The following is a 26,078-nucleotide window of genomic DNA, read 5'->3' as shown; positions in this document are numbered from 1 at the left end:
TATATTGCAGCAACGCGACATCCTCTGGCACCACGGGTGCGGCAGGCGCGGAAGGCACCGCAATGGCGATGAACGCCGCGTGATCCTGCGCCGGGGCTGATACGATATGGGGCGCTCCGGCCAATGCGACAGGATCGTCGCACAGCACAAGCTCAAGACCGGGCCGGGCCTGCACCACCGCCGCGGCATTGGCGCAAAACGGTTCGGCGGACAGCGTGACCAGCAGGCGCGCGCCGCTGTCGGCGATCTTGTGGATCAGCGCGGGGGGCGGGTCCAGCGGGCTCAGATGGGTGACGGCGGCCCCGGCAGCCCAGATGCCGAACAGCCAGGCGGGGTGCCATGGACAATTGGGCAGATACAGCGCCACGACATCGCCGCGCCCGATCCCCCGCGCTGTCAGCGCCGCCGCGATCCGAGACACCTGCAGCGCCATCTGATCGTAACGGGTAATCTCGCCGTAATATTCCAGCATCGGCAGATCAGCATGGGCGCGGGTCGCCTGCGCGAAAATCGCGGACATTGTCGTGACGGGGGGCGCGTAGTCGGGTGCCACGCCCTCTGGCAGAAAGCGACGCCACGGGTAACGCGTATCGAAGTCCATCAGCCACATCTCCGGTCGGTAAAGGGCGCTTCGCAAAGGACAGGGAACGCCGTCACGACTGATTCCCTCCGCCGATGATTTGATCTTAGGGTATGTTTTTCCTGAGGGAACATCACCCTGCCTCCGACGCTGCGCCGACAGGCCTTTGCGATCGTGTCTTGCGCTATTCTATGCCAATTCGCTTGTCAGTTCGCCCGTATTCATCCTCTCTCACGATGACCCTGCGTGTCTCCGCTTGGGCGCAGGCAAAGGAAAGCAAGGACGACCGCGCTGCCTTCCCCTTCTGTCGTGCATCTGGTTTGTTCACCCCCCTGAAAGCCCGCTACGCCAGACCCAAGCGCCCGGCGCCTTGCCCGAGGCACAGCGCCCCGTTATCCTTTGCCTGTGATCGGCGCGGCCGAACCCGCTCGTCTGCCCTTGCTTCAAGGACCCTCCATGCCCGAGGCAAAGACCCTTTGCTATCAATCCATCGCCCGCTCCGTTTTGGACCATGGTGTCGACACTATGTTCGGACTGATGGGCGATGCCAATCTGTTCATGGTCGACGCTTTCGTCCGCGACGGGGGCGGCACCTTTGTGCCCGCCGCCTATGAGGGCAGCAGTGTCCTGATGGCGCTGGCCTACAGCCATGTTTCCGGCTCGGTTGGCGTGGCCACGGTCACCCATGGCCCGGCGCTGACCAATTGCGTCACGGCCCTGACCGAAGGCGCGCGCGGACATATTCCGATGGTGCTTCTGGCGGGCGATACCGCCGTGATGAACCCGCAGAACCTGCAAAGCATCGACCAGCGTGAAGTGGTCAAGGTCACCGGCGCCGGATTCGAGCAGGTCCGCGCGCCGCAGACCGCCGCGTATGACGTCGCGCACGCCTTCTACCGCGCGCGGGTAGAGAAGCGGCCCATCGTGGTGAACATGCCCGCCGATTTCATGTGGCAAGAGGTCGAGCACACCAAGACCGTCTTCCCGACCTTTACCGCCCCCGCGATGGTCCCGGCGGGCGATGATCTGGACGAGGCCGTGGGGATGATCGCCTCGGCCCGCCGCCCGGTGATTCTGGCCGGTGGCGGCGCGGTCGACGCGCGGGAGGCGCTGATCCGGCTCGCGGACCGGCTTGAGGCCCCGCTGGCCACGTCGCTCAAGGCCAAGGGCCTGTTCAACGATCATCCTTATACTATGGACATCTTCGGCACGCTCTCGACCCCCGCCGCCTATGACCTGATCGCCAAGGCCGATTGCATCGTGTGCTTCGGCACCTCGCTGCACCATTTCACCACCGACAGGGGCAAGCTGCTCAAGGGCAAGCGCGTGGTGCAGGTCAACGACTCGCTGACCGAAGTTGCCAAGAACTTCCACCCCGATGTCGCGCTGGTCGCCGATGCCGCGCTGACAGCCGACAATATCCTGTACTGGCTGGACGAGGCCGAGATCCCGCCGTCGGGCTTCACGCGCGAGCTGGACCGCGCGACGCTGACGGCCCACACCCCGCCCCGCAGCAGCACCAAACCGGGCTTTGCCAATTACATCGCCGCGCTGGAGCAACTGGAAGCGGCGCTACCCAAACAGCGTATCCTGACCACCGACGGCGGGCGCTTCATGACCGAAGTCTGGTGCCGGATCTCAGCCCCCGATCCGCGCAGCTTTCTGGTCACGGCGAATTTCGGCTCGATCGGGCTGGGGTTGCAGGAAGCCATCGGCGCAGGACTGGCCGACCGTTCACGTCCGGTGGTGCTGTTTACCGGCGACGGCGGGTTCATGATGGGCGGGATCAACGAGTTCAACACGGCGGTGCGGCTCAAGCAGGATCTGATCGTCATCGTCGCCAACGACAGCGCCTATGGGGCCGAGCATATCCAGTTCATCGACCGCAACATGGACCCGGCACTGACAGAATTCGAATGGCCCTCTTTCGCGGCGGTGGCGACGGCGCTGGGGGGACAGGGGCTGCGTGTCGACTCGGAGGAGACACTCGCGGCAGCGCTCGCCGCGATCCCGAACCGTGACCGACCGCTGCTGATCGAGCTCAAGCTCGATCCGACAGATGTGCCACGGATGCGGATCTGAGTGCGGCTTAAAGCGGGGCGGACCTGTCCGGCCCGCGCAGGCTGCGCGCGGCGCGGCGCAGGATGTCAAGCATCCGCGCCCTTTCGGCGTCATCCGCCAGCGCCGCCCCGGCAACCGAGGTGCCGATGACCGCCGTCGTATGCGCGTGGTTCCCGACAGCAACCGCCAGCGCGGTGACGCCCGTTTCGAATTCGCCCCGCACGATGGCGTAACCCTGATCCGCAGCCGCGTTGATCCTGGCATCAAGGGACGCGGGATCGATGTCGGTTGCATCCGTGTAGCGGATATGCGGACGCGTGCGCAAAACCCGCTCACGATCCGCGCGCGGACTGCACGCCAGCAGCATGCGACCGATTGCCGTGGGCAGAAGCGGGATCGTGCTGCCAACGACAAATCCGATGGACAACCGCGCGCCCGGTGTGGCCGATTGCGCCACATAAAGCGCCCGGTCACGGTCGCGCACCGCCATTGAAATCTCGCCGCCCAGTTCCTGTGCGAAGGCGGTCAGCACGGGCTGGATCGCCCGGCCGAAATCATTAGCCATCAGGTAGCCCCCCGCCGGGGCCAGAATGCGCGGTGTCAGATGCAGGTCATGGCCGCTCTGAACCAGATACCCGGACTCAACCAGTGTCAGACACAGCCGGCGCACCGTGGCGCGGTCCATGCCGGTGGCCTTGCTGATGCCCGCCATGGTCAGGCCCCGTGCACCGCCCTCGAAGCATTCGAGCACGCGCAGACCTTTCGCAAAGGTCGAAGCGCCCTTCTTTTCGTCGGTATCGCTCATAGGAACAGCTCCCCGCGGGGTCAGACAGGCTGGCCCTCGCATTCTTGTTGACGCAAGGCTGGGCGCGCGCGTAGTTTATATAACGCACGAATGTTCAAATAACGCACAAACCCGGCGTCGTCCAGCGCTTTCTAATCCTGACAGGAGAATCCCATGTCCCAAGCCGCCGACCTAGCCCCCACCGATTGGGTTGTCGTCGCGCACGCGCAGGACATGGCTGCCAAGCGCCCGGTGGTGCCCGTAAACGCCTTTGGCCAGCGGCTGGTACTGTTTCGCGACAACGACGGCGAACTGGGCTTGATCGGGCGCCATTGCCCCCATCGCGGCGCGGATCTGTGCTTTGGCCGGCGCGAGGATAACGGCCTGCGCTGTCCCTTTCACGGCTGGCACTTCGACCGCACGGGACAATGCACCGAACAACCCGCCGAGCCCGCGGATTCCACCATGTTCAAGACCATCCGCCTGCCCAGTTTTCCGGTGATCGAAGCGGGCGGCGCGATCTATGCGTGGTTTGGCGAAGGCGCGCCGCCGCCCGCGCCTGTAACCGCCGCTTCTGACGCCTGACCCCGCCCCGAAAGGACGCCACGATGATCTCGCAAAAGCTGAACGACCAGATCACCCGGATCGGCCCCGACACCCCGGCGGGCGCGGTTCACCGGATGTACTGGCAACCCGCCGCGCTGGTGGACGAGCTGACCGGCGGCGAGCCGCGCCTGCCGGTCAACCTGCTGGGCGAACGCTTGGTGCTGCTGCGCCGGGGGGATGGCTATATCCTCGCCACCCGGCGCAGCAGCCCCGATGAGCCCCCGGCGCACCACCCGGCGCGGGATGATATCTGCGTGGTCGAGGGCGGCCCGGTTTATCCCGTCGTCGAGAAGAAGGGCGTGTTCTTCGCCTATCTGGGCACCGGCGAGCCGCCTGCCTTCCCCAATTTCGACTGTTTCCGCGCGCCCGACAGCCATGTCTTTGCCTTCAAGGGCCTGTGGGAATGCAACTGGCTGCAGGCGCTGGAGATCGGCATCGACCCCTCGCATGCCTCGTTCCTGCACCGCTTTCTTGAGGATGAAGACCCCGCCGAAAGCTACGGCAAGCAGTTCCGCGACAAGGCGGCGCATACCGACATGCCGATGACCCAGCTTTTGCGCGAGTACCCGCGCCCGGATCTCGAGGTCGAGGAAACCGACTACGGCCTGAAGATCACCGCGCTGCGCCATATGGCGCATGACCTGACGCATGTGCGGGTGACCAACCAGATCTTCCCCTCGGCCATCTGCATCCCGATGTCGCGCGAGATGATCATCACCCAGTGGCACGTGCCCGTCGATGACGAGACCTGCTACTGGTTCACCATGTTCACCAGCTTCCGCCAACCGGTGAACAAGGAACTGATGCGCGCGCAGCGGCTCAAAGAACACCGGCTGCCGGATTACGCCCCCCTCAAGAACCGCACGAACGCCTATCACTTTGACCCCGACGAGCAGGAAACCCAGACCTACACGGGCATGGGACCGGACATCAACGTCCATGACCAATGGGCGGTTGAGGGGCTGGGGGCAATTCAGGACCGCACGCGCGAGCATCTGGGGCGCGGCGATGCCGCCATCGTGCGCTACCGGCTGATGCTGCGCCGCGCGATCAAGGCGCTGGAGACGGGGCAGCCAGAGAAACTGCCGATGCAGGACCGCAGCTTGACGCCGCAGATCGTCGGTCCGCTGTCGAATGATGCCATCGGCGACACCGGCAACTGGCTGGCGGCCAGCCGTCAGATGGATACGGAGCGCCGCGCGGGCTGCCCGTGGGATGCCACGGTTTGACACCGGCCCCGCCCGGCGATGCGCGGCCGTTTCAGGATATTCTGGACGGCTACTTCACCCTGCGCGAGTCCCTCCGGCAGATGGCCGCACGGCAGGGCTTCGACGGGGTGACGCTGACGCTGACCCATGCGCCGGTGATGGATGTCCGGGGTCTGGCGGCGGATGAGCCCGTCCCGCTGCACCTGCGCGACGGCCACGCCGGGCTGATCGACACGCTGGTGGTAACCGCGCTGTTTGGCGGTGAGAGCGTGCTTTTGGTCGGCGCAGGCGACTGGCGCTGGTTCGACGACCGCGCCGATCCCGCGCTGCCCGCCGATGTGCGACTGGGCGAACCGGCGTTCGTGCGGGGTGTGGGCTGGTCGGGGGTTGAACGGGCCGAACAGACATCCAGCAAGTTCCGCGCCTTCCTTGCGTAACCTGTCCTCGACCAACAGCCCCGTTGCACGGGTCCGTTCCTTGTTTATCACTATCACCCACACGGGCACCCACGCGGGGCCTTCATGGCCCCCGCCACCGACCGAACCCAAGAGAGCGCCGCATGACTGACCCCACCGCCCTGGCCGACGGAACGCTTGCCCGGCAGGGGTTTCTGAACCCCGACGCTCTGGACCGCGCCGCCGAGATCCTCGCCCGCGTCAAGGCCGCAGGGATCGAGACGGTTCGCGTGCTGTTTTCCGACGCCCACGGCATTTTGCGCGGCAAGACGGTGGTGGCCGATATGCTGCCCTCGGTCTTCCGCTCGGGCCTGCGCGCGCCCTCGACGCTTCTCCTCAAGGACACCTCGGGCCGGACGGTTTTTCCGGTCTGGTCCGGGGAAGGCGGGCAAGGCGCGGGTGCGGGGGATATGTGGCTGATCCCGGTGCCCGCGACCTTCCGCGAATTGTCGTGGTCGCCCGGCTCGGCGTGGCTGTTCTGCGATCTGGCACAGGTAGATGGCACGCCGATTTCCTACGCGCCCCGGCAAGTGCTGAAAGGCGCGCTCGACCGGCTGGCGGCGCACGGCTGGGGGCTGACGGTGGGGTTGGAGGTTGAATTCAACCTGTTCGAAGTGACCAATCCGCATCTTGAGCATACCGACAGCGGCCTGCCGGGCACCCCGCCCGACACCCGCCTGCTCGCCCCCGGCTATCAGTTTCTGGCGGACACCACCTATGACCGGATGGAGCCGGTTCTGGACGAGTTGCGCCGTGCTGCGCAGTCGCTTGGCATGCCGCTGACCTCGGTCGAGATCGAGATGGGGCCGGGGCAGGTGGAATTCGTCTTTGGACCCGCCGATGCGATGACCCACGCTGATAACATGATCATGCTGCGCGCGATGGCCAAACAGGTCGCCGCCCGGCGCGGGTTGCACGCCAGCTTCATGTGCCGTCCCCGGATCGAGGGCGGGGCCTCGGCCGGTTGGCATCTGCACCAGTCGCTGACCAATCTTGCCGACGGGCGAAACCTGTTCATGCCCGCCGGAGGGCACGACATCACCCCCGAGGCGTCACGCTGGATCGCCGGGCTGCTGGCGCATGCCGAGGCGTCGTGCATCCTGACCACCCCCACGGTGAACGGTTACAAACGCTACCAGCCGTTCCAGATGGCCCCCGACCGCATCCAGTGGGGCCGCGATAACCGGGGCGCGATGGTGCGCGCGCTGATGGTGGCTGGTGACCGCGCCAGCCGGTTGGAGAACCGCGTCGCCGAACCGGGCGCGAACCCGTATTACGTGTTTGCGGCACAGATCCTCTCGGGGCTGGCAGGGATCGAGGGCAAGCTGACCCCGCCGCCCGCGTCCGACACGCCCTATGCGGCAGATGTGCGCGCTTTGCCCCGCTCGATGGACGCAGCGCTGAGCGCGTTTGAGGCGAGCACGCTCTACCGCGACGCCATCGGGCAGGATTTCGTCGACTACATCGCGACCCTCAAGCGCGCGGAATGGGCACGCTATGCCGCGACGGTCTCGGAGTGGGAGCAGCGCGAGTATTTCGGGCTGCTCTGACCGCGCCCTGTCGGTCGGTTGTCGCGACTCAGTGGCCGACGATCTGCCCGGCCTCGGCCTGCCGGATGAGCAACGCAAGCCGGTTGCGGGCGTGTTCCAGAATCGGGCCGCTGACCCGTTCGGGGAAACCGGCGGGCAGCGCGTTCGCCACGCGCTCAACGGCGGGCAACCCGGCAGCGACGATCGTGGCAAAAGCCTGACGCCGGGTATCGGATGCGACGCGCGCGCGCAGGGCCGTCTGGTCAAAATGGCGGGGCTGGATCTGGTCCAGACGGTAGTGGTTGCGCCGTCCCACCGACATCGCAAGGCGCAGTTCCTTGTGTCGGAACGTCTTGCTGGCCATGGCCGGTGCGGCGCTCAGAATGTCGTAGAGCGGGGTCATCCGAAAACCCCCGGCCCCAGAAAAACCGAGTAATTCTTGGCGTGACCGTCAATCGCCCCCAGAATCCAGTTCACGATCTGCGCTGTGAAGAACAGCTGCTGATCCGCCGCCCGCTCAACCGACCCTTCAAGCAGACGCAACCCGTCTTGCAGGGTCGGTCCGCCGTGTTCTTGATATTTCTGGCCTGAACTCAACCCCAGCGCTTGCAGAAAGTCCTCTTGCGGCAGGCGCACGATGCCCCCACCTGCCCGCGGTGCGCGGTCAAAGCGGGTCACGATCAGCACGGTCTGATCCTCGAACGTCGCCATGCGCGCTTCATTCACCGGCAGGCCCAGTGCTGCGGCCAGTTGCAGGCACAGCCATTCGTTTTCGACGCTGTCGGTCATGTCGATCCCGTGCGACACAAGGCCCATGCGCCGCTTGAAGATATGCGTCGTGGGCGTCAGCCCTTCAGGCTTTTGCCAAACCCCGTCGCGCCACAGAAAGGCGGTCTTTTCCTGCGCCCCGGCCAGCGAGATGCGGAATGTATCGTCGGCGTGCAGGCCCAGCGGAGCCGTCGCCAGATCGCGGATGGTGGCGGCAATCTGCGCGTCGCTCTGGCGGGTTGACTCCAGTTTGAACGGATCGCCCGGGTCGTCGCCCTGCGGCAGGAACTGCATCGCGCCGATGCAGTCACGCCCGATCACAGCCAGCAGATCATGCGGCCGGTCGCTGCGGGCCTGCGTGCGCTCGGCGATGCGGCGGCGCAGATCGGTGTTGTCGGGCAAGAGGTTCTCGAACACGGCATTGACCGCCGCGCCGCTTTGAACACCCGCGCGCAACGGCAGCTGACGCGAAAGGGCAAAGGCAAACTGCCAGTCCAGCCAACCGGCATCATAGGCAAAGCTGACGCCGCCGGACGGGGTGAAGCGGTACTCCCCGGCCAGCCTGCCATTCAGGCGAACATCCAGCCGCCGGACAACCGTCGGGCGCCCCATCAGAAGATATCCGTAACCGACGGGACCGGCGCAACCGTGCCCTTGTTGCCCAGCACAAGATCAAGATCGAGCGCCGAAATCAGCGCAAAAAGGGTGGACACCTTGGGTTCATGCGTGCCGTTCTCGATCCGCGAGACATGCTTTGCCGCCAATCCGGCACGTTGGCCGAGTTGTTCTTGGGTCAGGCCCAGCTCCCTGCGTCGGCTGCGCAGCATCTGGCTCAGCCCGGTTGCGTCGCGAAGGGTTTGGGTCTGCATGGCGCACCTCAAAGGTGATGTCTTCGTAGATTTTCGGAAATAACCCAAAAACATCACCAAAGCAAGATATCCCAAACGCGTCCCCTGTGCACGCACCGTCGCCCGAATGATCTTCAGCGCGAATAAGAAATGCTTATACAAGTGATTTATCCCATTCATTTGACATATGCCAAGCCCCGCTCCTAGGGTGCCGCGAGCCGGGAGGACCGCGATGTCATTGAGTGAACACGCCACCAGCGCGATGGATGCGCCACGCGACACCGTTTTGACGGTGCAAGAAGCGAGTGTGCGTTATGGCGCAACCACGGTCCTCAAGGATCTGTCGCTGTCGCTGAACCGGGGCGAGTTTGTCTGCGTGATTGGCCCCTCGGGCAGCGGCAAGACCACGCTGCTGCGCTTGCTGGCCGGGCTGTTGACGCCGGTAAGCGGCTCGGTCGATTTCCGCGGCCAGCCGCATCGCGCACCCTCGCGTGACATCGCCATCGTGTTTCAGGACTATACCAACGCCCTGCTGCCGTGGCGCGATGCCGAGGGCAACGTGTCGCTGGCGCTGGAAGCGGCAGGTGTGCCGCGTGCCGAGCGCCGCGATCAGATCCACGCCTTGCTGCGCACCGTCGGGCTGGTTGGCAGCGAAGGGAAATTCCCCGCCGAAATGTCCGGCGGCATGCAGCAACGCCTGCAGATCGCCCGCTGTCTGGCGCAAAAGCCCGACGTTCTGCTGATGGACGAGCCCTTTGGCGCGCTGGATGCCATGACCCGGCAAAAGCTGCAGGACGAACTGCTGGGGATCGTCGCTGAAAGCCAGGTGACGGCGTTCTTTGTGACGCATGATCTGGAAGAGGCGATCTATCTGGGCGACCGGATCATCGCGCTGGAGCCCAATCCGGGCCGCGTGAGCCAGATCTTTGACGTGCCGCTGCCCAAGCCGCGCAACCAGCTGACCACGCGCGAGATGCCGGAATTCCTGCGCCTGCGCCGGCAGCTCTTTGACTTCATCGAACGATACGAACAATGACGGCACTCAAAGGACTGGCCCTGCCGATTGGCCTGTTGATTGTGTGGCAGATCGCGGCGATGGCCACGGGCCTGCAAAGCGACACGCTGGCCGCGCCGGACGGCATTCTGTCCGCTTTGGTGGCCGGGCTGACCAGCGCGCCGTTCTGGGTTGATACCGGCGATACGCTGGCGGCGGGCGGCATGGGTCTGGCACTGGGGTTCTCGGTGGGCGCAGGCGCGGGCATCCTGTTTGCGCTGGTGCCGCCGGTGTCGCGCATCCTGCGCGTGACGGTCGAGCTGCTGCGCCCGCTGCCCTCGATTGCCATCGTGCCGATCGCGCTGCTGATCTTTGGCTTTGGCTATCAGCTTGAGGTCGCCATCGTTGCCTTCGCCACCTGCTTTCCGGTGCTGGTGCTGACCGAAAGCGCCGTGCGTCAGGTCGAACCCCGCCTGTCCGAAGTTGCCCGTGCGCTGGGGCTGACGGCCTGGGCGCGGATCACCAAGATCGTGCTGCCCGCCGTGCTTCCCCGCCTTTTCGTTGCGCTGCGCCTTGCCGCCGGGATCGCGCTGATCGTGGCGATTACCGTCGAGATTGCCGCCAACCCGATTGGCCTTGGTTCACGGCTGTTGCGCGCCGCCTCGTCGCTCCGGCCCGAGGATATGTTCGCGACGCTGTTCTGGATCGCCTTTCTGGGCTGGGCGCTGAACTGGGGCATGTTGCGGCTGCAAAGCTGGCTGTTCCCCGCCATGAGCAGGAGCAAGCGATGACCCTTTTGCACCGCAGCCTGTGGTTTCTGGCCTCGCTTGCCCTGCTGGTCGGGCTGATCTGGGGGTGGCAGATCCTCGCCGATGCGCGCGTCCTGCCGCGTGCGTTCTTCCCCGGTCCCGACCTGACATGGCGCGCGCTCAAACGTGGCGTCGCCAATGGCTCGCTGCTGTCCGACACGCTGACCACCCTGCGCCGCATGGCGCTGGGGTGGGCGCTGGCCTCGCTGATCGGCGTGGCGCTGGGGGCTTTCGTCGGCACCTCGGCCTGGGCGCGGGTCTGGATCGCGCCCATGTTCGAGGCGCTGCGCCCGCTGCCGGCCTCGGCCATCGCGCCGGTGGCAATGCTGTTTCTGGGTCTGACCGACACGATGATCCTGACGCTGATCGCCTTTGGCGCGCTGTGGCCGATGCTGCTGACCACGGTGCACGGGTTCTCCAACATCCACGTCCGTCGCCGCGAGGTCGCCACTTCGCTGGGTCTGAGCCGCAGCGCCTTTATCACCAAGATCGCGCTGCCGGGCGCATTGCCTGACATCATGGGCGGGTTGCGGCTGGGTCTGACGATTGCGCTGATTCTGGTGGTTGTGGGCGAGATGGTCACGGTGCAGGGCGGGCTGGGCGCGCGCATCCTGCTGGCCGCGCGGGCCTTCAACGCCCCCGAAATCTTTGCCGGGATCGCCGTCTTGGGCGTGATCGGCCTGCTGACCAACGCTGTTCTGTCGCTGGTCGAAACCTATGCGCTGCGCTGGCAGCGTCGCTGAACGCAACCCAATGTCGGGAGGACATGGAATGAAACGCAGAACCCTTATGCTGGCCAGCGCGGCTGTCGCGCTCATGGCGCTACCGCTGCAGGCGCAAGAGCGCACGCACGTCACCCTGCTGTATACCGCAACCACGGGCTTCATGACCGCCTGGGTTGCCGCCGATCAGGGCTTTTTCGCCAACCACGGCGTCGATGTCGATCTGCAGATGGCGCAGAACGGTTCGGTGATCGTGGCGGGTGTGGTGTCGGGTTCGGCTGAAGTCGGTCTGCCCACGCCGACCGTGGCCTTCCAGGCCATCGAGAACGGGCTTGATCTGCGCGCCTTCGCCTCGACCAACATCTTCCCCGAAACCGCCAACGCGGGTGTCGTTGTCGGTGCGGACAGCGGGATCGAAACCGCGGCGGATCTGGTCGGCAAGACGGTCGGCGTGCCGGGTGTCGGGGGGTTGCTGGACGTCACGATGCGCCAGTGGCTCAGCACGAACGGCGTCGACCTGTCGCAGGTGAACATCGTCGAAATCGGCCTGCCGCAAACCGGCGACGCGATCCGCGCCGGGCAGGTTGATGCCGTGGCCAGCGTCGATCCCTTTTCCAGCCGGGCGGTGGATTCGGGTGTCGGGCGTCTGATCGGCAACTATTTCGACGTGATCCCTGACGGCTCGGCCGCCGGTATCTTCGTCACCACCGCCGACTGGGCTGCCGAAAACGCCGAGGCCATCGAAGGCATGCAACGGGCGCTGATCGAGGCTGCCGACTTCATCCGCGAGCACGAAGCGGAAGCCCGCGAGAGCATCGCGCGTTACACCACCCTGCCGCCGCCCGTCGTGGCGAATGTGCCGCTGCCCAACCTTGGCGGCGCGCTGGACCCGCAGGTCAGCCTTGGTTTCTGGAACGACCTCGCGGTGCGTCAGGGTCTGATCTACGAGCCCATCGACCTTGAGACCTTCGTTATCCCCTTCCCGGCTGAGTAAACCGGCGACATAACCACCTCACGATATCGGCGGGGCCCTGCCCCGCCGATTTGCGACACCGGGAGAGAACCATGAAATTCGCCACCCTTGCCAATGGCACGCCCGACGGGCGCCTTCACCTTGTCAGCCGCGACCTGACGCGCGCCATCCCTGCCGAGGCAGCGGCGACGCTTCAGGCGCTTATCGAAGACTGGGACAATCTGGCCCCTTCGCTTCAAGCCCAATACGACGCGCTGAACACTGGCGGCGGCGTGGCGTTTGATCCGGCAAGCGCGCTGGCGCCGCTGCCGCGCGCGTGGCAATGGCTGGATGGGTCGGCCTATGCAAGCCACGGCGAGTTGATGGCCAAGGTCTTTGGCATCGACAACCACGCCGACAAGACCCGGCCGCTGATGTATCAGGGCCTGTCGGACCAGTTTCTGGCCCCGACGGCGGATGTCGCGCTGCCCACGGAAGACGATGGCATTGATTTCGAAGGTGAATTCGGTGTGATCTGTGACGCGGTGCCGATGGGCACTGACACGGCTCAGGCCGCTGGCCATATCCGTCTGGTCGTGCAGATCAACGACTGGTCGCTGCGCACCGTCGCCCCGATAGAGATGCGCACCGGCTTTGGCTGGGTTCAGGCCAAGCCTGCGTGCTCGATGGCCCCCGTCGCCGTGACCCCGGACGAGCTGGGCGCAAGCTGGCGCGATGCGCGGGTGGATCTGCCGCTGATCGTCGACTGGAACGGGGAACGTTTTGGCGCGGCGAGCGGCTATGACATGGCCTTCGGCTTTGACCAACTGGTCGCCCACGCCGCGCGGACCCGCCGTCTGGTGGCAGGGACCGTGATCGGCTCGGGCACCGTGTCGAACGACAATTACCGCGAGGTCGGCTCGTCGTGCATCGCCGAACGCCGGGGCATCGAGATGCTGGACCACGGCGCCGCCAAGACCGCGTTCATGACCTTTGGCGAGACGGTGCGCATGGAATGCCGCGCCGCCGATGGCACACCGATGTTCGGCGCCATCGACCAGCGCGTGGTCAAAGGTTGAACAGGGCGGCCGCAGTGCCGCCCATCACCGCCGCACGCGCCGAAAGCGGCAGCGCGGCGGCCACCTGATCGGGGCGGCAATCGGCCATGTCGAACGGATAGTCGGTGCCGAACATGACCCGCTCTGCCCCCATTCGCTGCACAAGATCGGACAACTGGTTGCGGTCAAACACCACCGTATCCACCCAGATCCGCGACAGGTATTCCGACGGCAACGCGGCGCAGCCCCGCGCCTCGGGCCGTACGCGCCATGTGTGATCGGCGCGCCCGATATAGGCGGGCAGATAGCCGCCGCCATGCGCGCCGACCAGTTTCAGGCGGGGATGACGGTCCAATACGCCGGACAGGATGAGGCCGGTCAGCGCGATGGTCGTCTCGACCGGTTGACCGATGGTGTTGGACAGATAAAACCGGTCCAGCCGCGCGCCCAGTGAGGTGCCCAGCGGGTGGATGAACACCGGCAGCCCGGTCGCTTCGGCAGCGGCCCAGACCGGCGTGAACACCGGGTCCGACAACTCGCGCTCACCGACCGAGGCTGAAATCTCGATCCCCTTCAGCCCCGCCGCTTTGGCCGCATGGATCTGCTGCGCCGCCAGATCGGGGTGCTGCATCGACACCATGCCCATCCCGGCCAGCCGCTCGGGCGCGCGCGCCACCAGCGCCACCGCAGCGGCATTCACAGCGGCAACAAGCTCATCCGCCAGCACCTCATCCGCCCAGTAAGCATAGAGATGCGGCGAGGGCGCGATGACCTGAACCTCGACGCCCATCAGGTCCAGATCGGCGAGCCTTTTCTCCAGCGACGCCATGCGCGCACCGGCGGCGGGCAGCATGACCGTGCGGTTGTGCAGGCTCGAGGCCTCGCCGGTGCTGCGCGCCTGCGCGCCCATCTCGGCGGCGCGTTCGGGGCGCGAGGCCAGCAACGCCTCGGCCTCGGGCGCACCGAAATGGCCGTGCATGTCGATGACGCAAGGCACATCCGGGCGGGTCAATTGACCGGTCGGCAAGGGATTGTCAAAACGGCTCATCAGATCAGCTGTCAAAGATGGCGACGGCGCGCACCCAACCCGCCGAGCCGCCGGCGACCTTTACCGGAAAGGCGCAGACCGTGTAGCCGGTCGCCGGCAGGGATTCGAGGTTCGACAGCTTTTCCATATGGCAGTAGGCCGCCTCGGCCCCGGCCTTGTGGCCTTCCCAGCACAGCGCCGTGTTGCCGGTGCGGGCGATCTCGGCCTTCTGGTGGATCAGCGGCGTGTCCCAGCTCCAGGCATCAATACCGCAGACCTTCATGCCGCGTTCGGTCAGATACAGCGTGGCTTCGCGCCCCATGCCGCACCCTTTGGCAAGGTAATCATCTTCACCATAGCGCAGCCCGGCAGCCGTATTCACCAGCACGATATCGCCCGGCGACAGCGTATGACCGATGCGCGCCAGTTCGGCTTCAACCTCGGCTGCGGTGACGACATGGCCGTCGGGCAGGTGGCGGAAGTCCAGCTTGACGCCGGGCCCCATGCACCACTCCAGCGGCACCTCGTCGATGGTAATGGCGCGCTCGCCCCGGTTCATCGTCGGGTGGTAATGCCAGGGCGCATCCATATGCGTCCCGACATGGGTGGTGATTTCCAGCTCTTCCGACGCCGGGCCCTTGCCCTCGAGCATCTGCTCGGGCCGCAGCCCCAGCATCGGCGCGAAATCCTTGGCACCATGATCGTGGTCGAAGTAGCGGATCTTGGGCAACAGCGGCGGCGGATCCGAAGCGATCCCGGCCTTAAGACTTACCGAAAGATCGACGATGCGACGTGCCATATTCCCCCCGAGAGTGCCTTGAATTGCGAATACCGTACGGGTGGGTTAAGCATATGTCGAATGAATAGGAAGTATGACTTCCATAAGGACCAAGCATCATGCGGCTGAACCGGCTGGACATGAATCTGATCATTGCGCTGGAAGCCATTCTGCGCCTGCGCTCGGTCTCGGCGGCGGCGTTTGAGCTGCATCTGACGCAGCCTGCGCTCAGTCAGGCGCTGCGCCGGTTGCGCGATCATTTCGAGGATCCCATCGTCGCACAGGTTGGCCGTCAGATGCAGCCGACCGAATTTGGCCTGCAATTGCTGGAAGCGGCGACGCAGTTGATGAACGACACCCGCCACTTCAGCCAGATGCGCCCGGGCTTCGATCCGGCCACGGCCACGCGGCGGTTTTCCATCATTGCGTCGGATTTCGTGCTCAAGGTCTTGTTCGCGCAGCTTATGCCGCGCCTTGCAAAAGAAGCGCCCGGCGTTTCGCTGCAAATGGTGCCCATTGACGCGCCTTCGGATGCGCGGTTTCACCGGGGCGAGGTGGATTTCGCCGTGATCCCCGACCGGTTTTTGTACAAGGATCACCCCCACCGGCACTTGTTTACCGATGACTTCATCTGCGTGATTTCAGCCGATCACCCGCAGATCGGCGACACAATGGACGCCGCAACCTACCTGTCGCAGCGCCATGTTGTCACCGAATTCGGCGGGACGTGGCGCGGCAGTCATTTTGAGCAATGGATCGAAGATACCCGCGTCGATCTGGATGTCGCCTGCAGCGTGCCCAGTTTCTCACTGCTGGCGGATTGCTTGCGCGGCACCCCTTGGGTGGCCACGATGCACCGCAGCCTGTGGGCCAGCCTGCCCGCCGAGATGGGGTTGCGCGCTGTGCCGATGCCGCTGCCGGTGCCGCCGATTTCCGAGAACCTGCAATGGCACGCGACGCGGGAGTTCGACACCTCGGTACAATGGTTCCGCGATCTGGTGATCGACTGTGCCCGCGACAATGCGCGGCGCTGGACGCGCTGACCCGCAGGCCGCGTCCAGCACCGCCATCGGTTGCGCTCAGATCGGCTGCGCCAGCGCACCGAGGGTCTGGCCCATCAGGCGCTGATGCTCCTCATGCGTGCCGTGCCCCTGCTCGATCTCGGCCAGACGGCCCGAGTTTTCCACGACCATGCGGCAGCGTTCAAAGCGGCGATCCTGAAAGGCGGGCAGTGCGGCGTCAATTTCGGCGCGGTTCAGTTCATCGGCCAGCACCAGCGCGTCCTCCATGCCGATCATCGCTCCGGCCGCCATATGCGGCGTCGTCGCATGCACTGCGTCGCCGATCAGCACCACGCGGTTCTGGAACCACGGACGCGGCAACAGCATCTGATCGAGCGGGCGGTAAACCACCTGACTGTCCGCGCTCAGCTCTTCGCCGATCTGGCGCAGCGTCGGCGAGGCAAAGCGCGACAAAAGATCCTTGAGCGTCGCCACATGGGTTTCGGGCGGGACATGGTCGTTCGTGGGCCGGTCCTCGGTCAGGAAGATATAGGCATGCGTGTCCGATACCGGTGTGATCCCGGCCTTCAGCGCCGGGCCCATCCACATCGCAACCGTCGGCAGATGCGCCGGACGCGGCAGCACCGCACGCCAGACGGCCTGACCGACATAGCGCGGCTTGGGCGCATCGGGGAACAGGGCGCGGCGGGTGGCCGAGGACAGGCCGTCCGCACCGATCACCAGATCATAGTCACCCTCGGTCCCGTCGGTGAAGGTCACATGCGCGCCGGTCGGGCCGTTGTCGATGGTGGTAAAGGTGACGCCAAGGCGCACGTTGGTGCGGCCCGCCCGCACCCGGTCGGCCAGAAGCCGGGCCAGAACCGGCCGCATGATACCGCCGTTGCCCTGCGCCTTGGGATGCAGCGAGGGCGTCGGCAGATACGCCAGAACCTGATCGGCCGGGCCCCGGATTTCCAGCCCGCCCACCGTCGCGCCGACCTTGAGAAACGCGTCAAGAATGCCAAGCTCGTCGAACACGCGGAACATGCCGCCGTTCAGGCTGATGCCCGCGCCATAGCTGCGCCAGTCCTTGTCGATCTCGACCAGATCGACGGCGTGCCCGGCGTCCGCCAGCAGAATGGCGGCGCTCATCCCCGAGAAACCGCCACCGATGATCAGAATTCGTTTTGTGTCCGTCATGCCTTATCCTCCCTTGGCGTCCGGTCAAGGTGAACGCCGCCCTCCTCGTCGATCCGCAGGGGTACGCGGGTCAGACGCTTGCCCAGACACGCGCCTTGCACGCAGACCCCTGTTTCAATGTCGAACCACGCCCCATGCGCGTGGCAAGCCAGATGGGTGCGCGCCCCGTTCAGATAGGCATCGCGCCGCCACGCCATGGATGTCCCGCCCGCATAATGCGGGCACAGGTCGCGCCAGCCGAACAGGCGCGTACCCTTGCGCACGATGATCACCTTGGCGCGCCAGCCCTCAACCTCGAACCCGCGCGAGTCGCCGTCGGGCAGCTCGGCCAGCGTGGTCAAGGGCACGCTTTGACTGCTCATGCCGCGGGTCTTCCTTCAGCCAACATGCAGTTCCTTCAGGCTCAGCGACATCCGCTCGGCGTCGGCCAGGTAATCCTTGCCGATCAGTTTCTGCAGCACCTGCGTGTTGTCGAAGACGAAATCGCGGATCGCGGCAACGGGGCGCGGCGCCTTGTGAAACTGGCCGCCCAGCTTGCGTGCGAATTCAACGTGGTGGTTGCAATAGTCGACCCGGTCAGCCTCATAGGCTGCGCAGGCACCCTGCAGTGCAGCGCGGTCCGATAGATCCTGGCCTTTGAACGACCGGGCGAGAAAATAGCCGTCCTCGATTGCCATGCCCATGCCATAGGCGGCATAGGGCGAGACCGGATGCACGGCATCCCCGACGCAGGCCACGCGACCCGTGCACCAGGATTTCAGCGAGGCGCGGTTGTAGATCTCCCACGGGAAGACCTGGGTCTTGAAATCGGTGGTCTCGGCCAATTGCCGCAGAACGGGCGGAAAGGCATCCAGACGCGACAGCAGATGCGCGCGGGTATCCGCAGGCGGCGGCACACTGGGATCCGAGCGTTCGACCACCCACCATTCAAAGCCCGGCCGCCCGTCATGTTTCATCGGAAAATAGCTGGCCTGCACGTCGCGCGAATGATGAATGTAGCCATGATTGCGGTCGATCCCGGGCTGGTCTTCACACCAGGCCAGCCAGACACGCAGGCCAATGTGGAACAGGTCCGCCTCGCCAAAGGCCTGGCGAGAAACCACCGAGCGGATGCCGTCGGCGCCCACCAGCAGATCGGCCTCGACCTCGGCGCCGTTCTCGAAACGCAGCAGGATATCGTCGGCGCGGTCTTCATACGAGTTGAGGGCATGGTCTGCAACAAGCGCTCCGGGGTCGAGCTGGTTCAGCACAGTGACCATCTTGTCATAGGCATTCATGCGCAGGATGCCGTAATGCCATCCGTCGATCCCCATCGCCTGCTCGACCGATTTGTTGAACGGCAGAGTCGCGCGCACTTTGCCTTTGTGGTTGGCGAAATGCGTGATGGTTTTCGAGCCGAAGTTGTTGACGATGTCGATGCCGTAGTAGCGCAAGATCGCCATCACCGGCACGGCAAGAAGCACCGCGCCGCCCAAGGGCTTGGGCTTGGTCGCGCGCTCATAGAGCCGCACGTCGTAGCCCGCCTTGATAAAGGCGATCGCCGCCGACAATCCGCCGGGGCCGGCACCGACAATGGCAACCCGCTTTCCCTTGCGCCACGCTGACGTCATCGGATCTGTCCTCCCTCTCGTTTACCGGTCTGCGTCAGCCCTTTGGTCCGCCCGGCCCGCCACCCGGCGCCCATTTCTTGCGCCATTGCAGCAAGAAGGCCTGGCTCGCCTCGGGGCCCATGGGTGCTTCACGCGGGGCCCAGTCGTCGTCATGGGTGTCCATGTCGGCGTCGAACTCGACGTTGCAGCCCAGCGGGCTTTTGAAATACCAGAACCAGTTCGAGCCGAACTTGTGCCGCCCCGGCCCCCAGAAGCTTTCAAAGCCGTTTTCCATCATCCGGCTGCCTGCCAGCATCAGCTCGGTCGGGCCGCCCATGTGGCAGGCCAGATGCTCGATCCCTTGCATGTATTCCGGCGTGCGGATGAAGAAATGGGTGTGGTGATCGGCATTGGCCTGCGGGCGCAGGAACGGCCCGGCACCGGTCAGCGTGTCGGTGATACGGAAACCCAGCCGGTCGCGGTAGAAGCCGACCGCCACGTCGATATCGGGCGTAAACAGCACGATATGCGACAGGGTGCGCGGCTTTGCGGGCATGTCTTGCGTCACGCCGACCACGTTGACCGGACGACCCGGGTGATAGGGCGCGTTGATCTTCTCGGCTTCCAGTGCAAGCGGGGTGCGCGTGGTGACGCGGAAAGCCAGCTCGAAGCCCTGATCGTCCTGCGTGCGCAGGCTGCCATCGGCCAGATGCAGGACCTGACGGTCGCGGCCCAGCTCGGCGGCGACGGCATCCAGTGCAGCCTGATCGACCACGCCCAGAACCTGAAGCCGCAGCATGCTTCCGGTCTTCAGCGCCGGCGGCAGCGAGGGATCGTCGCGGCGGCGGATTTCCAGACCGGTTCCGTCAAGCGCCAGATACCGCCCGCCCTTTTCAGGCGTGTATCCCTGCGGCTCAAGCCCATAGGCGGTCAGAAAGTCATGACAGGCGGGCACGTCGTCCACGCCAAAGACCAGAAGGTCGGGGCCGATGATCTGCATACGCTCTCCTGCGGTCACGCGGTACGGCCGCCGAGGCACTCGGCAGCGAAGTCGGAAATGGTGTCGAGCGGGCCGCCCGAGTTGTCGACGCTGGAATGCATCACCCCACCGGTGCGCTCGTCAAAGATGACCAGCTCCTTGCGTGGGCTGTTGACCAGCTGCTCAAACGTGCGATGGGCCCATTTCAGCGGGATCTGGGTGTCATGTTTGCCATGCGTCACCAGATAGGGCACGCGGATGCGGTCCAGCACGCCGTCCAGATGCATATTCTCGGCCTTGGCCATGAAGTCATCGACATCGGTTGCGCCAAAGACCCAGCAGGCGTGCGACCAGTAATGCGGCACCGGGAAATCGCCTTCACGCTCAAGCCGGCGCTTTTGCACGTCGCGCCAGTCGTGGTTGGCCCCCCACGAGATCCCACAGGCATAGCGCGGCTCGAAGGCAACGGCACGCGGGGCGTAATAGCCGCCAAGGCTGACGCCCTCGATGCCGATGCGCGCGGCGTCGACGTCCGCGCGGGCGGCCAGCCATTCATAGACCGGCGTCGCCCAATGCTCTGAATCGTGGCGCGCGGTCAGCCCTTGCAGACGCAGCGCTTCCCCCGTTCCGGGCTGGTCCAGCACCAGCGAGGCGATGCCCTTGCGGGCCAGCACGCCGGGCAGCTGCGCCATGTAGCGCATCTCTTTGGTGCTGTCGAAACCGTTGACCTGCACCAGTACGGGCTGCGGCCCCTCGACACCGGTCGCCGGGACAAAGATGCCCGACAGATGCTTGCCTTCATAGGGGATTTCGACCCGGAAAGCGCCGCTGCGACCCATCGACAGGGCTTGGTAGAACGTCGTCAGATGCCGCGCGTACAGGGCCACCCGACCGTCCGAGCCATGCGCCTGCAGGCGCTCGGCGGTGATCTGGTAATTGGCGGCGCGCATCATCTTGTTGGACGCCGACAATGAGCGCCCGCGCATCAGGTCTTCCTGCGCCAGCTCGATCAGCTTGTCGGCCATCGGGGTCCAGACTGCGCGGAACGCAGCGCTGCCTTCGGCGTCCCCGGATTTGGCGGCCTCTTTGAGCGGCTCGCACATCTCGGCGATCTCGCCCATGCGTGCGCCCATCTCGATCGAAAGATTGACCGAAAGATCCCACACATAATTCGTCGGAAAATACCGAAACACGCCCGCCTCCTCCATCATCGCGATTGAAGGGACCATATCGGGGTGGTTGCCATTTATAAAATTGTAAGTTTAAATCACAGGTATTCATAAGATTGTTGGATCACCATGCGCTTTCGCAACCTCGACCTGAACCTGCTCGCCGCTCTGGACAAGCTGATCCGTCTGCGCAGCGTCAGCCGCGCGGCGGAAGAGCTGTCGATCACGCAATCGGCCATGTCCAACGCGCTGAACCGCTTGCGCCAGTATTTCGATGACCCGCTTCTGGTGCAGGTCGGGCGGCAGATGGAGCTGACACCCCGGGCCGAAGCCTTGGCCGGTCCGGTGCGCGATATCCTTGTGCGGATCGAGGCGGCGGTGACCGCACCGCCGGATTTCGACCCTGCGACCTCGGCCCGGCAGGTGGGGCTGATGGTGTCGGACTTCACCCTGCACACGCTGATGCCGCCTTTCGTGCGCCGGGTTGCACGGGCCGCGCCGACTGTGCAGCTGGATATCAAGCCACAGCAAAGTTATCCGGGCCAGCAACTGGAACGCGGCGAGGCCGATCTGCTGGTCGCGCCCGCGGTGTTCTGCTCACCGGATCATCCGTCCGAGCTGCTGTTCACCGACCCCTTCGTCTGCGTCGTGGATGCCCACAGCGATGCCGCCGGGCGGGGCATGCTGAGCGAAGCGGAGTTTCTGGCGGCCGATTTCGTCGCGATGAAGCCTCCGCAAGCCGGCGAAAATCAGGCCGGCGAGAACTATGCCAAGCGCGCGTTGCGGACGCTGGGGATCGAGGTGCGCACGCCGGTTACGTGCTTCTCCTTCGCCGCCCTGCCCGATCTGGTGCAAGGCACCGACCGGATCGCGCTGGTTCAGGCGCGGCTGGCGCGACGCTGGCTGAAGATGGGCGGCATCGCCATTCTGGACGCGCCGGTGCCAATCGCGCCGATGGAGCAATGCGTGCAATGGCACCGGATGCGCAGTCATGACGCCGCTCTGGACTGGCTGCGCGCGCAACTGATCGCCGCTGTCGACGATATCTAGAACGACCGGGGCATGGGCACGGGGGTCAACCGCCGCTGAGCAGCCGCCAGAAGAAGATCGCGCTCATGCCGAACCCCACGCTGGCAATCAGCGCGCGCACGACCGATTTGGGCAGCGACCGGGCCAGCGGCGCACCGGCATAGCCGCCTACCGTGGCCGCAACCATCATCACCACCGCCTGCGGCCAGGCCACCAGACCCGCGACGGCAAAGACCGCAACAGAGATTGCCGACAACAGAAAGCTCAACCCCGATTTCAGCGCATTCATCCGGTTGAGATCCGTCATGCCCCACAGCGCGAACAGCGCCAGCAGCACGATGCCCAGCCCGCCGTTGAAATACCCGCCATACACGGACACCGCGAACAGCCCCAACGCCCCTTCCGGCGTCACCGAGCGGGCACTCGCCGCAGCCCACCGGCGCACGGCATCGCCGAACACGAACGCCAGCGTCGCCGCCAGCAGCAGGAACGGGACGACGACCGAAAAGGCGTCATTCGACGAGACCAGCAACAAGCCCGAGCCGACGAGTCCGCCTGCGAGTGTGATCGCGCTCAGCCGGACAAGCCGTTTGCGGTCGAACGCGCCCAGTTCGGCGCGAAACCCCGCGACACCGCCCAGATAGCCGGGAAACACCGCGACTGTGCTGGTTGCATTGGCCATCACCGGCGGCAAACCGATGAACACCAGCGCTGGAAAGGTCAGAAACGTACCGCCCCCCGCCACGGTGTTCAGCACCCCCGCGCCAAAGGCCGCCGCGATCAAGATCAGGATGTCCATGCCGTGCTTCTTTCCTCAGGTCGGTCGACGCGGCAACAAGCGGCACGCGGGCGGGTCAAGCCGCTTTCGGGGATGGGGAAACGCAGATGCGCGGCGGTATCGCGGGCACGAGCAAGACACAGGTGTCGCGGGCGGTTTGCCCGTCGCCCGGCGCGGTGCGCGTGCACGGGGCCCGGGTGGTCAACAAGACGCGCGAACGTCTGAACCGCCCGGGGGTGCGGGCGGTTGAGCAGTACGAACCTTTGTCGACTTTTGCGCATGCACCAAGGGTAGAAAGTCTGCCTGCGCCTGTCAATCGACCGCGGTTGCGGCGCGGGGACCTGCGCCGGTGTGCAGGCATTGACACTCTGCGCGCGAATGGACATCTTCGCCCGATGATCGTCGTGGCCATCCTGTTTCGGATTTTCCTTCAGAACCGCCCCCTTCCCGGGGCGGTCTGAACGCGTATCTGACGCGCTGCTGCTCCGGGTTCCTCCACCACCCCATCCCAAGCGACGATAACGGCACACTGGCCGTTCAAGGAGGACGTATGGCCACTTTCCGACGCCAGACGCTGGCGCCCGCTTCCGCAGTTTTCAGCAAGACCGATTACGCAGCCCTGCAAGACCACGCGATGGGCTGTCTTCTGAGCCGCGCGGACCGCCGCGCGCTGGCCGGTCATATCCAGCGTGCCGACAGGATCGGAACCGGCGTTGACATTCTGGTGGCGCGGCTGCTCAGCCAGAAGTTGCTCTACGCGTCCTTTGTCGACGATGCCCAGATCGCCGCCGATGTCGCGATCAGCGGATCGCGGTTGCGCTATGCACTTGCGGATCAGGCGGCGCAAACCGGGCAGTTGTGCCACGACGAGGCCACCGCACCGGAAGACCTGTGCGTCGCATCGCCGCTGGGCGCAACGCTGATCGGTATGAAGGCGGGCAGCACTGCGCCGCTTTTCGCCCCGGACGGCACATTCTGCCGCCTGCGGCTGCTCAGCCTCGAAACTCGCGCCGCTTAAAGCCTGTCCGCAGCGCCGCTGCGCGCGGCCGCTTTTTCACCTCTCACACGGACGGCTTGGCCGTACCTCCGAAACCGGGGGTGCGCCGGGTCGCCCTGATTCATCCCACAGAAAGCACCCCAATGACCCTTTCCACTCCCCAACCCAACGGCCTGCCCTCGGGCCGATCCTCGCCGCGATTGCCCAAGATCCATCTGGACAAAAGCCATGTTGGCCGGCTCGAAGCGCTCGCCTCGGCCATGATGCGCCGCGCGCCTGAGATCGGTGAACGGCTGATGGACGAAATCGCCCGCGCAAAACTGGTCGCCCCCGAGAAGTTGCGCGCCGATATCGTGACCATCGGCAGCAAGGTCACCTACCGCGACCTCGGCACCGACCGGCTGGTAACCGTCGCCGTGGTCTACCCCGAGGATGCCGATATCGACCGGCAGCGCATTTCGGTGGTCACACCGATCGGCGTTGCGCTGGTCGGGCTGAGCGTGGGCGCCAAGATTTCGTGGATCGCCCGCGATGCCGAAACCCGCCAGCTTGAGGTGGTCAGCGTAGCGCCACCCGTCACCGGCTGACCGCGCCTCTCCCTGTCTGTCAGAACCGGGTCTCAGGCCCCCTTGCCAAGCGCCGTTCGCGCCTGTGCCAAAGGGTGCCGGGCCGGTTCTGACGTTGATGTTACTTGCGGACGCAAACACCCGCGCTGCGCCGATCGCCTGTTTCCTTTGCCTAATCGCTTCGCTAGTTGAGCAAAAAACAGGCGATCTCTGCACATTTTTGAACGGCCTTACCATGAACTCCATCGACGAAAAGCTGCAACCCATCCTGACCGACGTCATTCGGCGCAACGCCGGAGAGCCTGAATTTCATCAGGCGGTCCACGAGGTTCTTGAAAGTCTGGGACGCGTCGTCGCCAAACATCCGCATTATCTGGATCAGGCGCTGATCGAGCGGATCTGCGAACCCGAACGCCAGATCATTTTCCGCATTCCGTGGACGGATGATGCCGGACAGGTGCAGATCAACCGCGGCTTTCGCGTGCAGTTCAACTCGGCCTTGGGTCCGTACAAGGGCGGCATGCGGTTTCACCCGTCGGTGAATGTCGGGATCATCAAGTTTCTGGGCTTTGAGCAAACCTTCAAGAACGCCCTGACCGGCATGCCCATCGGCGGCGGCAAGGGCGGGTCGGATTTCGACCCCAAGGGCCGCTCTGACGCGGAAATCATGCGCTTTTGCCAGTCGCTGATGACCGAGCTGCACCGCCATCTGGGCGAACAGACCGACGTTCCGGCGGGCGATATCGGCGTCGGCGGGCGCGAGATCGGGTATATGTTCGGGCAGTACAAGCGCCTCAACAACCGGTTCGAGGCCGGTGTGTTTACCGGCAAGGCGCTGGTTTACGGCGGCTCGCGGGCCCGGACCGAGGCCACGGGCTACGGCAACACCTATTTCGTCGAATCGATGCTGAAGACCAACGGCACCGATTTCGACGGCAAGACGGTGGTGGTTTCGGGCTCGGGCAATGTGGCGATCTATTCGATCGAAAAGGTACAGTCCTTTGGCGGCAAGGTCATCGCTTGCTCGGATTCCAGCGGCTATGTGCTGGACGAGAACGGCATTGATCTGGCCTTGCTGAAAGACGTGAAGATCCAGCGCCGCGAGCGGATCTCGGAATACGCCCGCCGCCGCGGGCAGGGCGCGCATTTCATCGCCTGCGACAAGGGCACGATCTGGGATGTGCCCTGCGATGTCGCGATGCCTTCGGCGACGCAGAACGAACTGTCCGGCAAAGATGCGCGCATGCTGGTGAAGAACGGCGTCATTGCGGTGGGAGAAGGGGCCAACATGCCCTCAACCCCTGACGCCGTGAAGGTGTTTCGCACCGCAGGCGTCCTGTTTGCACCGGGCAAGGCGGCAAATGCGGGCGGGGTCGCCACCTCGGCGCTGGAAATGCAGCAGAACGCCAGCCGCGACAGCTGGAGCTTCGAACAGACCGAAACCCGGCTCGCCAGCATCATGCGCGGCATTCACGATACCTGCTACCAGACCGCCGACGATTACGGCGCGCCCGGCGATTATGTGCTGGGTGCCAATATCGCCGGTTTCGTCCGGGTGGCCGAGTCGATGCGCATGCTCGGGGTGATCTGA

General features: G+C 65.1%; 28 protein-coding genes. 15 read left to right on the top strand and 13 right to left on the bottom strand.

All coding sequences use genetic code 11. The annotated features are described in order from the left end of the window. Positions 1-601 (bottom strand): AMP-binding protein (locus OKW52_RS23190; RefSeq protein WP_264507966.1); only part of this gene is annotated, 601 nt, incomplete at its 3' end. Positions 602-1,036: 435 nt separating this feature from the next. On the opposite strand from OKW52_RS23190, the gene OKW52_RS23185 reads away from it, so the two are divergent. Continuing rightward, a complete protein-coding gene (locus tag OKW52_RS23185) occupies positions 1,037-2,662 on the top strand; it encodes a thiamine pyrophosphate-binding protein (RefSeq protein WP_264507965.1) in 1,626 nt (541 codons plus the stop codon). Between the two features lie 7 nt (positions 2,663-2,669). Here OKW52_RS23185 and OKW52_RS23180 read toward each other — a convergent pair whose 3' ends face one another. Continuing rightward, entirely contained in the window at positions 2,670-3,446 is a 777-nt protein-coding gene (locus OKW52_RS23180) for an IclR family transcriptional regulator (RefSeq protein WP_264507964.1), read from the bottom strand. A gap of 153 nt (positions 3,447-3,599) precedes the next feature. On the opposite strand from OKW52_RS23180, the gene OKW52_RS23175 reads away from it, so the two are divergent. The 4 genes from OKW52_RS23175 (at position 3,600) to OKW52_RS23160 (ending at position 7,244) form a co-directional block, all read left to right on the top strand. After that, entirely contained in the window at positions 3,600-4,010 is a 411-nt protein-coding gene (locus OKW52_RS23175) for a Rieske 2Fe-2S domain-containing protein (RefSeq protein ID WP_264507963.1), read from the top strand. Positions 4,011-4,033: 23 nt separating this feature from the next. Then, entirely contained in the window at positions 4,034-5,260 is a 1,227-nt protein-coding gene (locus OKW52_RS23170) for an aromatic ring-hydroxylating dioxygenase subunit alpha (protein ID WP_264507962.1), read from the top strand. Further along, positions 5,257-5,676 (top strand): hypothetical protein, encoded by a 420-nt coding sequence (locus tag OKW52_RS23165; protein WP_264507961.1) that lies wholly within the window; start codon positions 5,257-5,259, stop codon positions 5,674-5,676. The genes OKW52_RS23170 and OKW52_RS23165 overlap by 4 nt, the downstream gene beginning before the upstream one ends. 122 nt (positions 5,677-5,798) lie before the next feature. Beyond that, positions 5,799-7,244, top strand: a complete 1,446-nt coding sequence (locus tag OKW52_RS23160) for a glutamine synthetase family protein (RefSeq protein WP_264507960.1) — start codon at positions 5,799-5,801, stop codon at positions 7,242-7,244. 28 nt (positions 7,245-7,272) lie between these two features. Here OKW52_RS23160 and OKW52_RS23155 read toward each other — a convergent pair whose 3' ends face one another. Genes OKW52_RS23155 through OKW52_RS23145 form a run of 3 tightly spaced genes read right to left on the bottom strand, consistent with a single transcriptional unit; the run spans position 7,273 to position 9,001 of the window. Next, positions 7,273-7,626, bottom strand: coding sequence for a HipA domain-containing protein (locus OKW52_RS23155; RefSeq protein WP_264507959.1), 354 nt, complete (start codon positions 7,624-7,626; stop codon positions 7,273-7,275). Further along, positions 7,623-8,603 (bottom strand): HipA domain-containing protein, encoded by a 981-nt coding sequence (locus tag OKW52_RS23150; RefSeq protein WP_264507958.1) that lies wholly within the window; start codon positions 8,601-8,603, stop codon positions 7,623-7,625. Before OKW52_RS23150 ends, OKW52_RS23155 begins: the two co-directional genes overlap by 4 nt. Beyond that, positions 8,603-9,001, bottom strand: a complete 399-nt coding sequence (locus OKW52_RS23145) for a helix-turn-helix domain-containing protein (protein WP_264507957.1) — start codon at positions 8,999-9,001, stop codon at positions 8,603-8,605. The genes OKW52_RS23150 and OKW52_RS23145 overlap by 1 nt, the downstream gene beginning before the upstream one ends. Before the next feature lie 70 nt (positions 9,002-9,071). On the opposite strand from OKW52_RS23145, the gene OKW52_RS23140 reads away from it, so the two are divergent. The 5 genes from OKW52_RS23140 to OKW52_RS23120 all read left to right on the top strand — a co-directional run bounded on the left by OKW52_RS23140 (position 9,072) and on the right by OKW52_RS23120 (position 13,395). After that, positions 9,072-9,875 (top strand): ABC transporter ATP-binding protein, encoded by an 804-nt coding sequence (locus OKW52_RS23140; RefSeq protein ID WP_127108517.1) that lies wholly within the window; start codon positions 9,072-9,074, stop codon positions 9,873-9,875. Continuing rightward, entirely contained in the window at positions 9,872-10,624 is a 753-nt protein-coding gene (locus tag OKW52_RS23135; RefSeq protein WP_264507956.1) for an ABC transporter permease, read from the top strand. The genes OKW52_RS23140 and OKW52_RS23135 overlap by 4 nt, the downstream gene beginning before the upstream one ends. Continuing rightward, a complete protein-coding gene (locus tag OKW52_RS23130; protein ID WP_264507955.1) occupies positions 10,621-11,385 on the top strand; it encodes an ABC transporter permease in 765 nt (254 codons plus the stop codon). The genes OKW52_RS23135 and OKW52_RS23130 overlap by 4 nt, the downstream gene beginning before the upstream one ends. Positions 11,386-11,413: 28 nt before the next feature. Continuing rightward, positions 11,414-12,358 (top strand): ABC transporter substrate-binding protein, encoded by a 945-nt coding sequence (locus OKW52_RS23125; RefSeq protein WP_264507954.1) that lies wholly within the window; start codon positions 11,414-11,416, stop codon positions 12,356-12,358. A gap of 71 nt (positions 12,359-12,429) precedes the next feature. Continuing rightward, positions 12,430-13,395 (top strand): fumarylacetoacetate hydrolase family protein, encoded by a 966-nt coding sequence (locus tag OKW52_RS23120; protein WP_264507953.1) that lies wholly within the window; start codon positions 12,430-12,432, stop codon positions 13,393-13,395. Here the strand turns inward: OKW52_RS23120 and OKW52_RS23115 are convergent. Together OKW52_RS23115 and OKW52_RS23110 are read right to left on the bottom strand one after the other, a co-directional pair. Continuing rightward, the gene (locus tag OKW52_RS23115) at positions 13,385-14,422 is read right to left on the bottom strand and encodes an amidohydrolase family protein (protein ID WP_264507952.1); all 1,038 of its coding nucleotides are present in this window, start codon (positions 14,420-14,422) and stop codon (positions 13,385-13,387) included. The two genes, OKW52_RS23120 and OKW52_RS23115, sit on opposite strands and share 11 nt — an antisense overlap. A 4-nt stretch (positions 14,423-14,426) precedes the next feature. Continuing rightward, positions 14,427-15,200: a cyclase family protein gene (locus tag OKW52_RS23110; RefSeq protein WP_264507951.1), complete on the bottom strand. Its 774-nt coding sequence runs from the start codon at positions 15,198-15,200 to the stop codon at positions 14,427-14,429. Positions 15,201-15,298: 98 nt separating this feature from the next. Here OKW52_RS23110 and OKW52_RS23105 point away from each other — a divergent pair, with 98 nt between their 5' ends. Then, a complete protein-coding gene (locus OKW52_RS23105; RefSeq protein ID WP_264507950.1) occupies positions 15,299-16,222 on the top strand; it encodes a LysR family transcriptional regulator in 924 nt (307 codons plus the stop codon). 36 nt (positions 16,223-16,258) lie between these two features. Here OKW52_RS23105 and OKW52_RS23100 read toward each other — a convergent pair whose 3' ends face one another. Genes OKW52_RS23100 through OKW52_RS23080 form a run of 5 tightly spaced genes read right to left on the bottom strand, consistent with a single transcriptional unit; the run spans position 16,259 to position 21,141 of the window. Continuing rightward, entirely contained in the window at positions 16,259-17,380 is a 1,122-nt protein-coding gene (locus OKW52_RS23100; RefSeq protein ID WP_264507949.1) for an FAD-dependent oxidoreductase, read from the bottom strand. Further along, positions 17,377-17,742: a Rieske (2Fe-2S) protein gene (locus OKW52_RS23095; RefSeq protein ID WP_264507948.1), complete on the bottom strand. Its 366-nt coding sequence runs from the start codon at positions 17,740-17,742 to the stop codon at positions 17,377-17,379. Before OKW52_RS23095 ends, OKW52_RS23100 begins: the two co-directional genes overlap by 4 nt. Positions 17,743-17,757: 15 nt before the next feature. After that, positions 17,758-18,990, bottom strand: a complete 1,233-nt coding sequence (locus OKW52_RS23090; protein ID WP_264507947.1) for an FAD-dependent oxidoreductase — start codon at positions 18,988-18,990, stop codon at positions 17,758-17,760. Between the two features lie 34 nt (positions 18,991-19,024). Beyond that, the gene (locus tag OKW52_RS23085; RefSeq protein ID WP_264507946.1) at positions 19,025-19,969 is read right to left on the bottom strand and encodes a VOC family protein; all 945 of its coding nucleotides are present in this window, start codon (positions 19,967-19,969) and stop codon (positions 19,025-19,027) included. A gap of 14 nt (positions 19,970-19,983) precedes the next feature. After that, positions 19,984-21,141, bottom strand: coding sequence for an alpha/beta hydrolase family protein (locus OKW52_RS23080; protein ID WP_264507945.1), 1,158 nt, complete (start codon positions 21,139-21,141; stop codon positions 19,984-19,986). Between the two features lie 105 nt (positions 21,142-21,246). On the opposite strand from OKW52_RS23080, the gene OKW52_RS23075 reads away from it, so the two are divergent. Next, complete coding sequence (locus OKW52_RS23075; protein WP_264507944.1) at positions 21,247-22,167, top strand: LysR family transcriptional regulator; 921 nt, start codon at positions 21,247-21,249, stop codon at positions 22,165-22,167. Positions 22,168-22,192: 25 nt separating this feature from the next. Here OKW52_RS23075 and OKW52_RS23070 read toward each other — a convergent pair whose 3' ends face one another. Next, complete coding sequence (locus OKW52_RS23070; protein WP_264507943.1) at positions 22,193-22,945, bottom strand: sulfite exporter TauE/SafE family protein; 753 nt, start codon at positions 22,943-22,945, stop codon at positions 22,193-22,195. Positions 22,946-23,474: 529 nt separating this feature from the next. Between OKW52_RS23070 and OKW52_RS23065 the strand changes: the two genes are divergently transcribed. The 3 genes from OKW52_RS23065 to gdhA all read left to right on the top strand — a co-directional run bounded on the left by OKW52_RS23065 (position 23,475) and on the right by gdhA (position 26,078). Continuing rightward, on the top strand, positions 23,475-23,942 hold the full coding sequence (locus OKW52_RS23065) for a hypothetical protein (protein ID WP_264507942.1): 468 nt from the start codon (positions 23,475-23,477) through the stop codon (positions 23,940-23,942). A gap of 122 nt (positions 23,943-24,064) precedes the next feature. Continuing rightward, positions 24,065-24,508 carry a nucleoside diphosphate kinase regulator gene (gene rnk, locus OKW52_RS23060; RefSeq protein ID WP_264507941.1) on the top strand — a complete coding sequence of 148 codons (444 nt, stop codon included), beginning with the start codon at positions 24,065-24,067 and terminating at the stop codon, positions 24,506-24,508. A gap of 214 nt (positions 24,509-24,722) precedes the next feature. Next, on the top strand, positions 24,723-26,078 hold the full coding sequence (gdhA, locus tag OKW52_RS23055; protein WP_264507940.1) for an NADP-specific glutamate dehydrogenase: 1,356 nt from the start codon (positions 24,723-24,725) through the stop codon (positions 26,076-26,078).

It is taken from the genome of Pararhodobacter zhoushanensis (assembly GCF_025949695.1).
Lineage (GTDB): Bacteria > Pseudomonadota > Alphaproteobacteria > Rhodobacterales > Rhodobacteraceae > Pararhodobacter > Pararhodobacter zhoushanensis_A.
Note: the sequence above shows the minus strand (reverse complement) of the source record. Positions and strands in the feature narration are given on the sequence as shown.

Coding starts and splice junctions, on each gene's coding strand:
- OKW52_RS23185 (WP_264507965.1), top strand. CDS start 1,037: ATGCCCGAGGCAAAGACCCTTTGCTATCAATCCATCGCCCGCTCCGTT.
- OKW52_RS23180 (WP_264507964.1), bottom strand. CDS start 3,446: ATGAGCGATACCGACGAAAAGAAGGGCGCTTCGACCTTTGCGAAAGGT.
- OKW52_RS23175 (WP_264507963.1), top strand. CDS start 3,600: ATGTCCCAAGCCGCCGACCTAGCCCCCACCGATTGGGTTGTCGTCGCG.
- OKW52_RS23170 (WP_264507962.1), top strand. CDS start 4,034: ATGATCTCGCAAAAGCTGAACGACCAGATCACCCGGATCGGCCCCGAC.
- OKW52_RS23160 (WP_264507960.1), top strand. CDS start 5,799: ATGACTGACCCCACCGCCCTGGCCGACGGAACGCTTGCCCGGCAGGGG.
- OKW52_RS23155 (WP_264507959.1), bottom strand. CDS start 7,626: ATGACCCCGCTCTACGACATTCTGAGCGCCGCACCGGCCATGGCCAGC.
- OKW52_RS23150 (WP_264507958.1), bottom strand. CDS start 8,603: ATGGGGCGCCCGACGGTTGTCCGGCGGCTGGATGTTCGCCTGAATGGC.
- OKW52_RS23140 (WP_127108517.1), top strand. CDS start 9,072: ATGTCATTGAGTGAACACGCCACCAGCGCGATGGATGCGCCACGCGAC.
- OKW52_RS23135 (WP_264507956.1), top strand. CDS start 9,872: ATGACGGCACTCAAAGGACTGGCCCTGCCGATTGGCCTGTTGATTGTG.
- OKW52_RS23130 (WP_264507955.1), top strand. CDS start 10,621: ATGACCCTTTTGCACCGCAGCCTGTGGTTTCTGGCCTCGCTTGCCCTG.
- OKW52_RS23125 (WP_264507954.1), top strand. CDS start 11,414: ATGAAACGCAGAACCCTTATGCTGGCCAGCGCGGCTGTCGCGCTCATG.
- OKW52_RS23120 (WP_264507953.1), top strand. CDS start 12,430: ATGAAATTCGCCACCCTTGCCAATGGCACGCCCGACGGGCGCCTTCAC.
- OKW52_RS23115 (WP_264507952.1), bottom strand. CDS start 14,422: ATGAGCCGTTTTGACAATCCCTTGCCGACCGGTCAATTGACCCGCCCG.
- OKW52_RS23110 (WP_264507951.1), bottom strand. CDS start 15,200: ATGGCACGTCGCATCGTCGATCTTTCGGTAAGTCTTAAGGCCGGGATC.
- OKW52_RS23105 (WP_264507950.1), top strand. CDS start 15,299: ATGCGGCTGAACCGGCTGGACATGAATCTGATCATTGCGCTGGAAGCC.
- OKW52_RS23100 (WP_264507949.1), bottom strand. CDS start 17,380: ATGACGGACACAAAACGAATTCTGATCATCGGTGGCGGTTTCTCGGGG.
- OKW52_RS23095 (WP_264507948.1), bottom strand. CDS start 17,742: ATGAGCAGTCAAAGCGTGCCCTTGACCACGCTGGCCGAGCTGCCCGAC.
- OKW52_RS23090 (WP_264507947.1), bottom strand. CDS start 18,990: ATGACGTCAGCGTGGCGCAAGGGAAAGCGGGTTGCCATTGTCGGTGCC.
- OKW52_RS23085 (WP_264507946.1), bottom strand. CDS start 19,969: ATGCAGATCATCGGCCCCGACCTTCTGGTCTTTGGCGTGGACGACGTG.
- OKW52_RS23075 (WP_264507944.1), top strand. CDS start 21,247: ATGCGCTTTCGCAACCTCGACCTGAACCTGCTCGCCGCTCTGGACAAG.
- OKW52_RS23070 (WP_264507943.1), bottom strand. CDS start 22,945: ATGGACATCCTGATCTTGATCGCGGCGGCCTTTGGCGCGGGGGTGCTG.
- OKW52_RS23065 (WP_264507942.1), top strand. CDS start 23,475: ATGGCCACTTTCCGACGCCAGACGCTGGCGCCCGCTTCCGCAGTTTTC.
- rnk (WP_264507941.1), top strand. CDS start 24,065: ATGACCCTTTCCACTCCCCAACCCAACGGCCTGCCCTCGGGCCGATCC.
- gdhA (WP_264507940.1), top strand. CDS start 24,723: ATGAACTCCATCGACGAAAAGCTGCAACCCATCCTGACCGACGTCATT.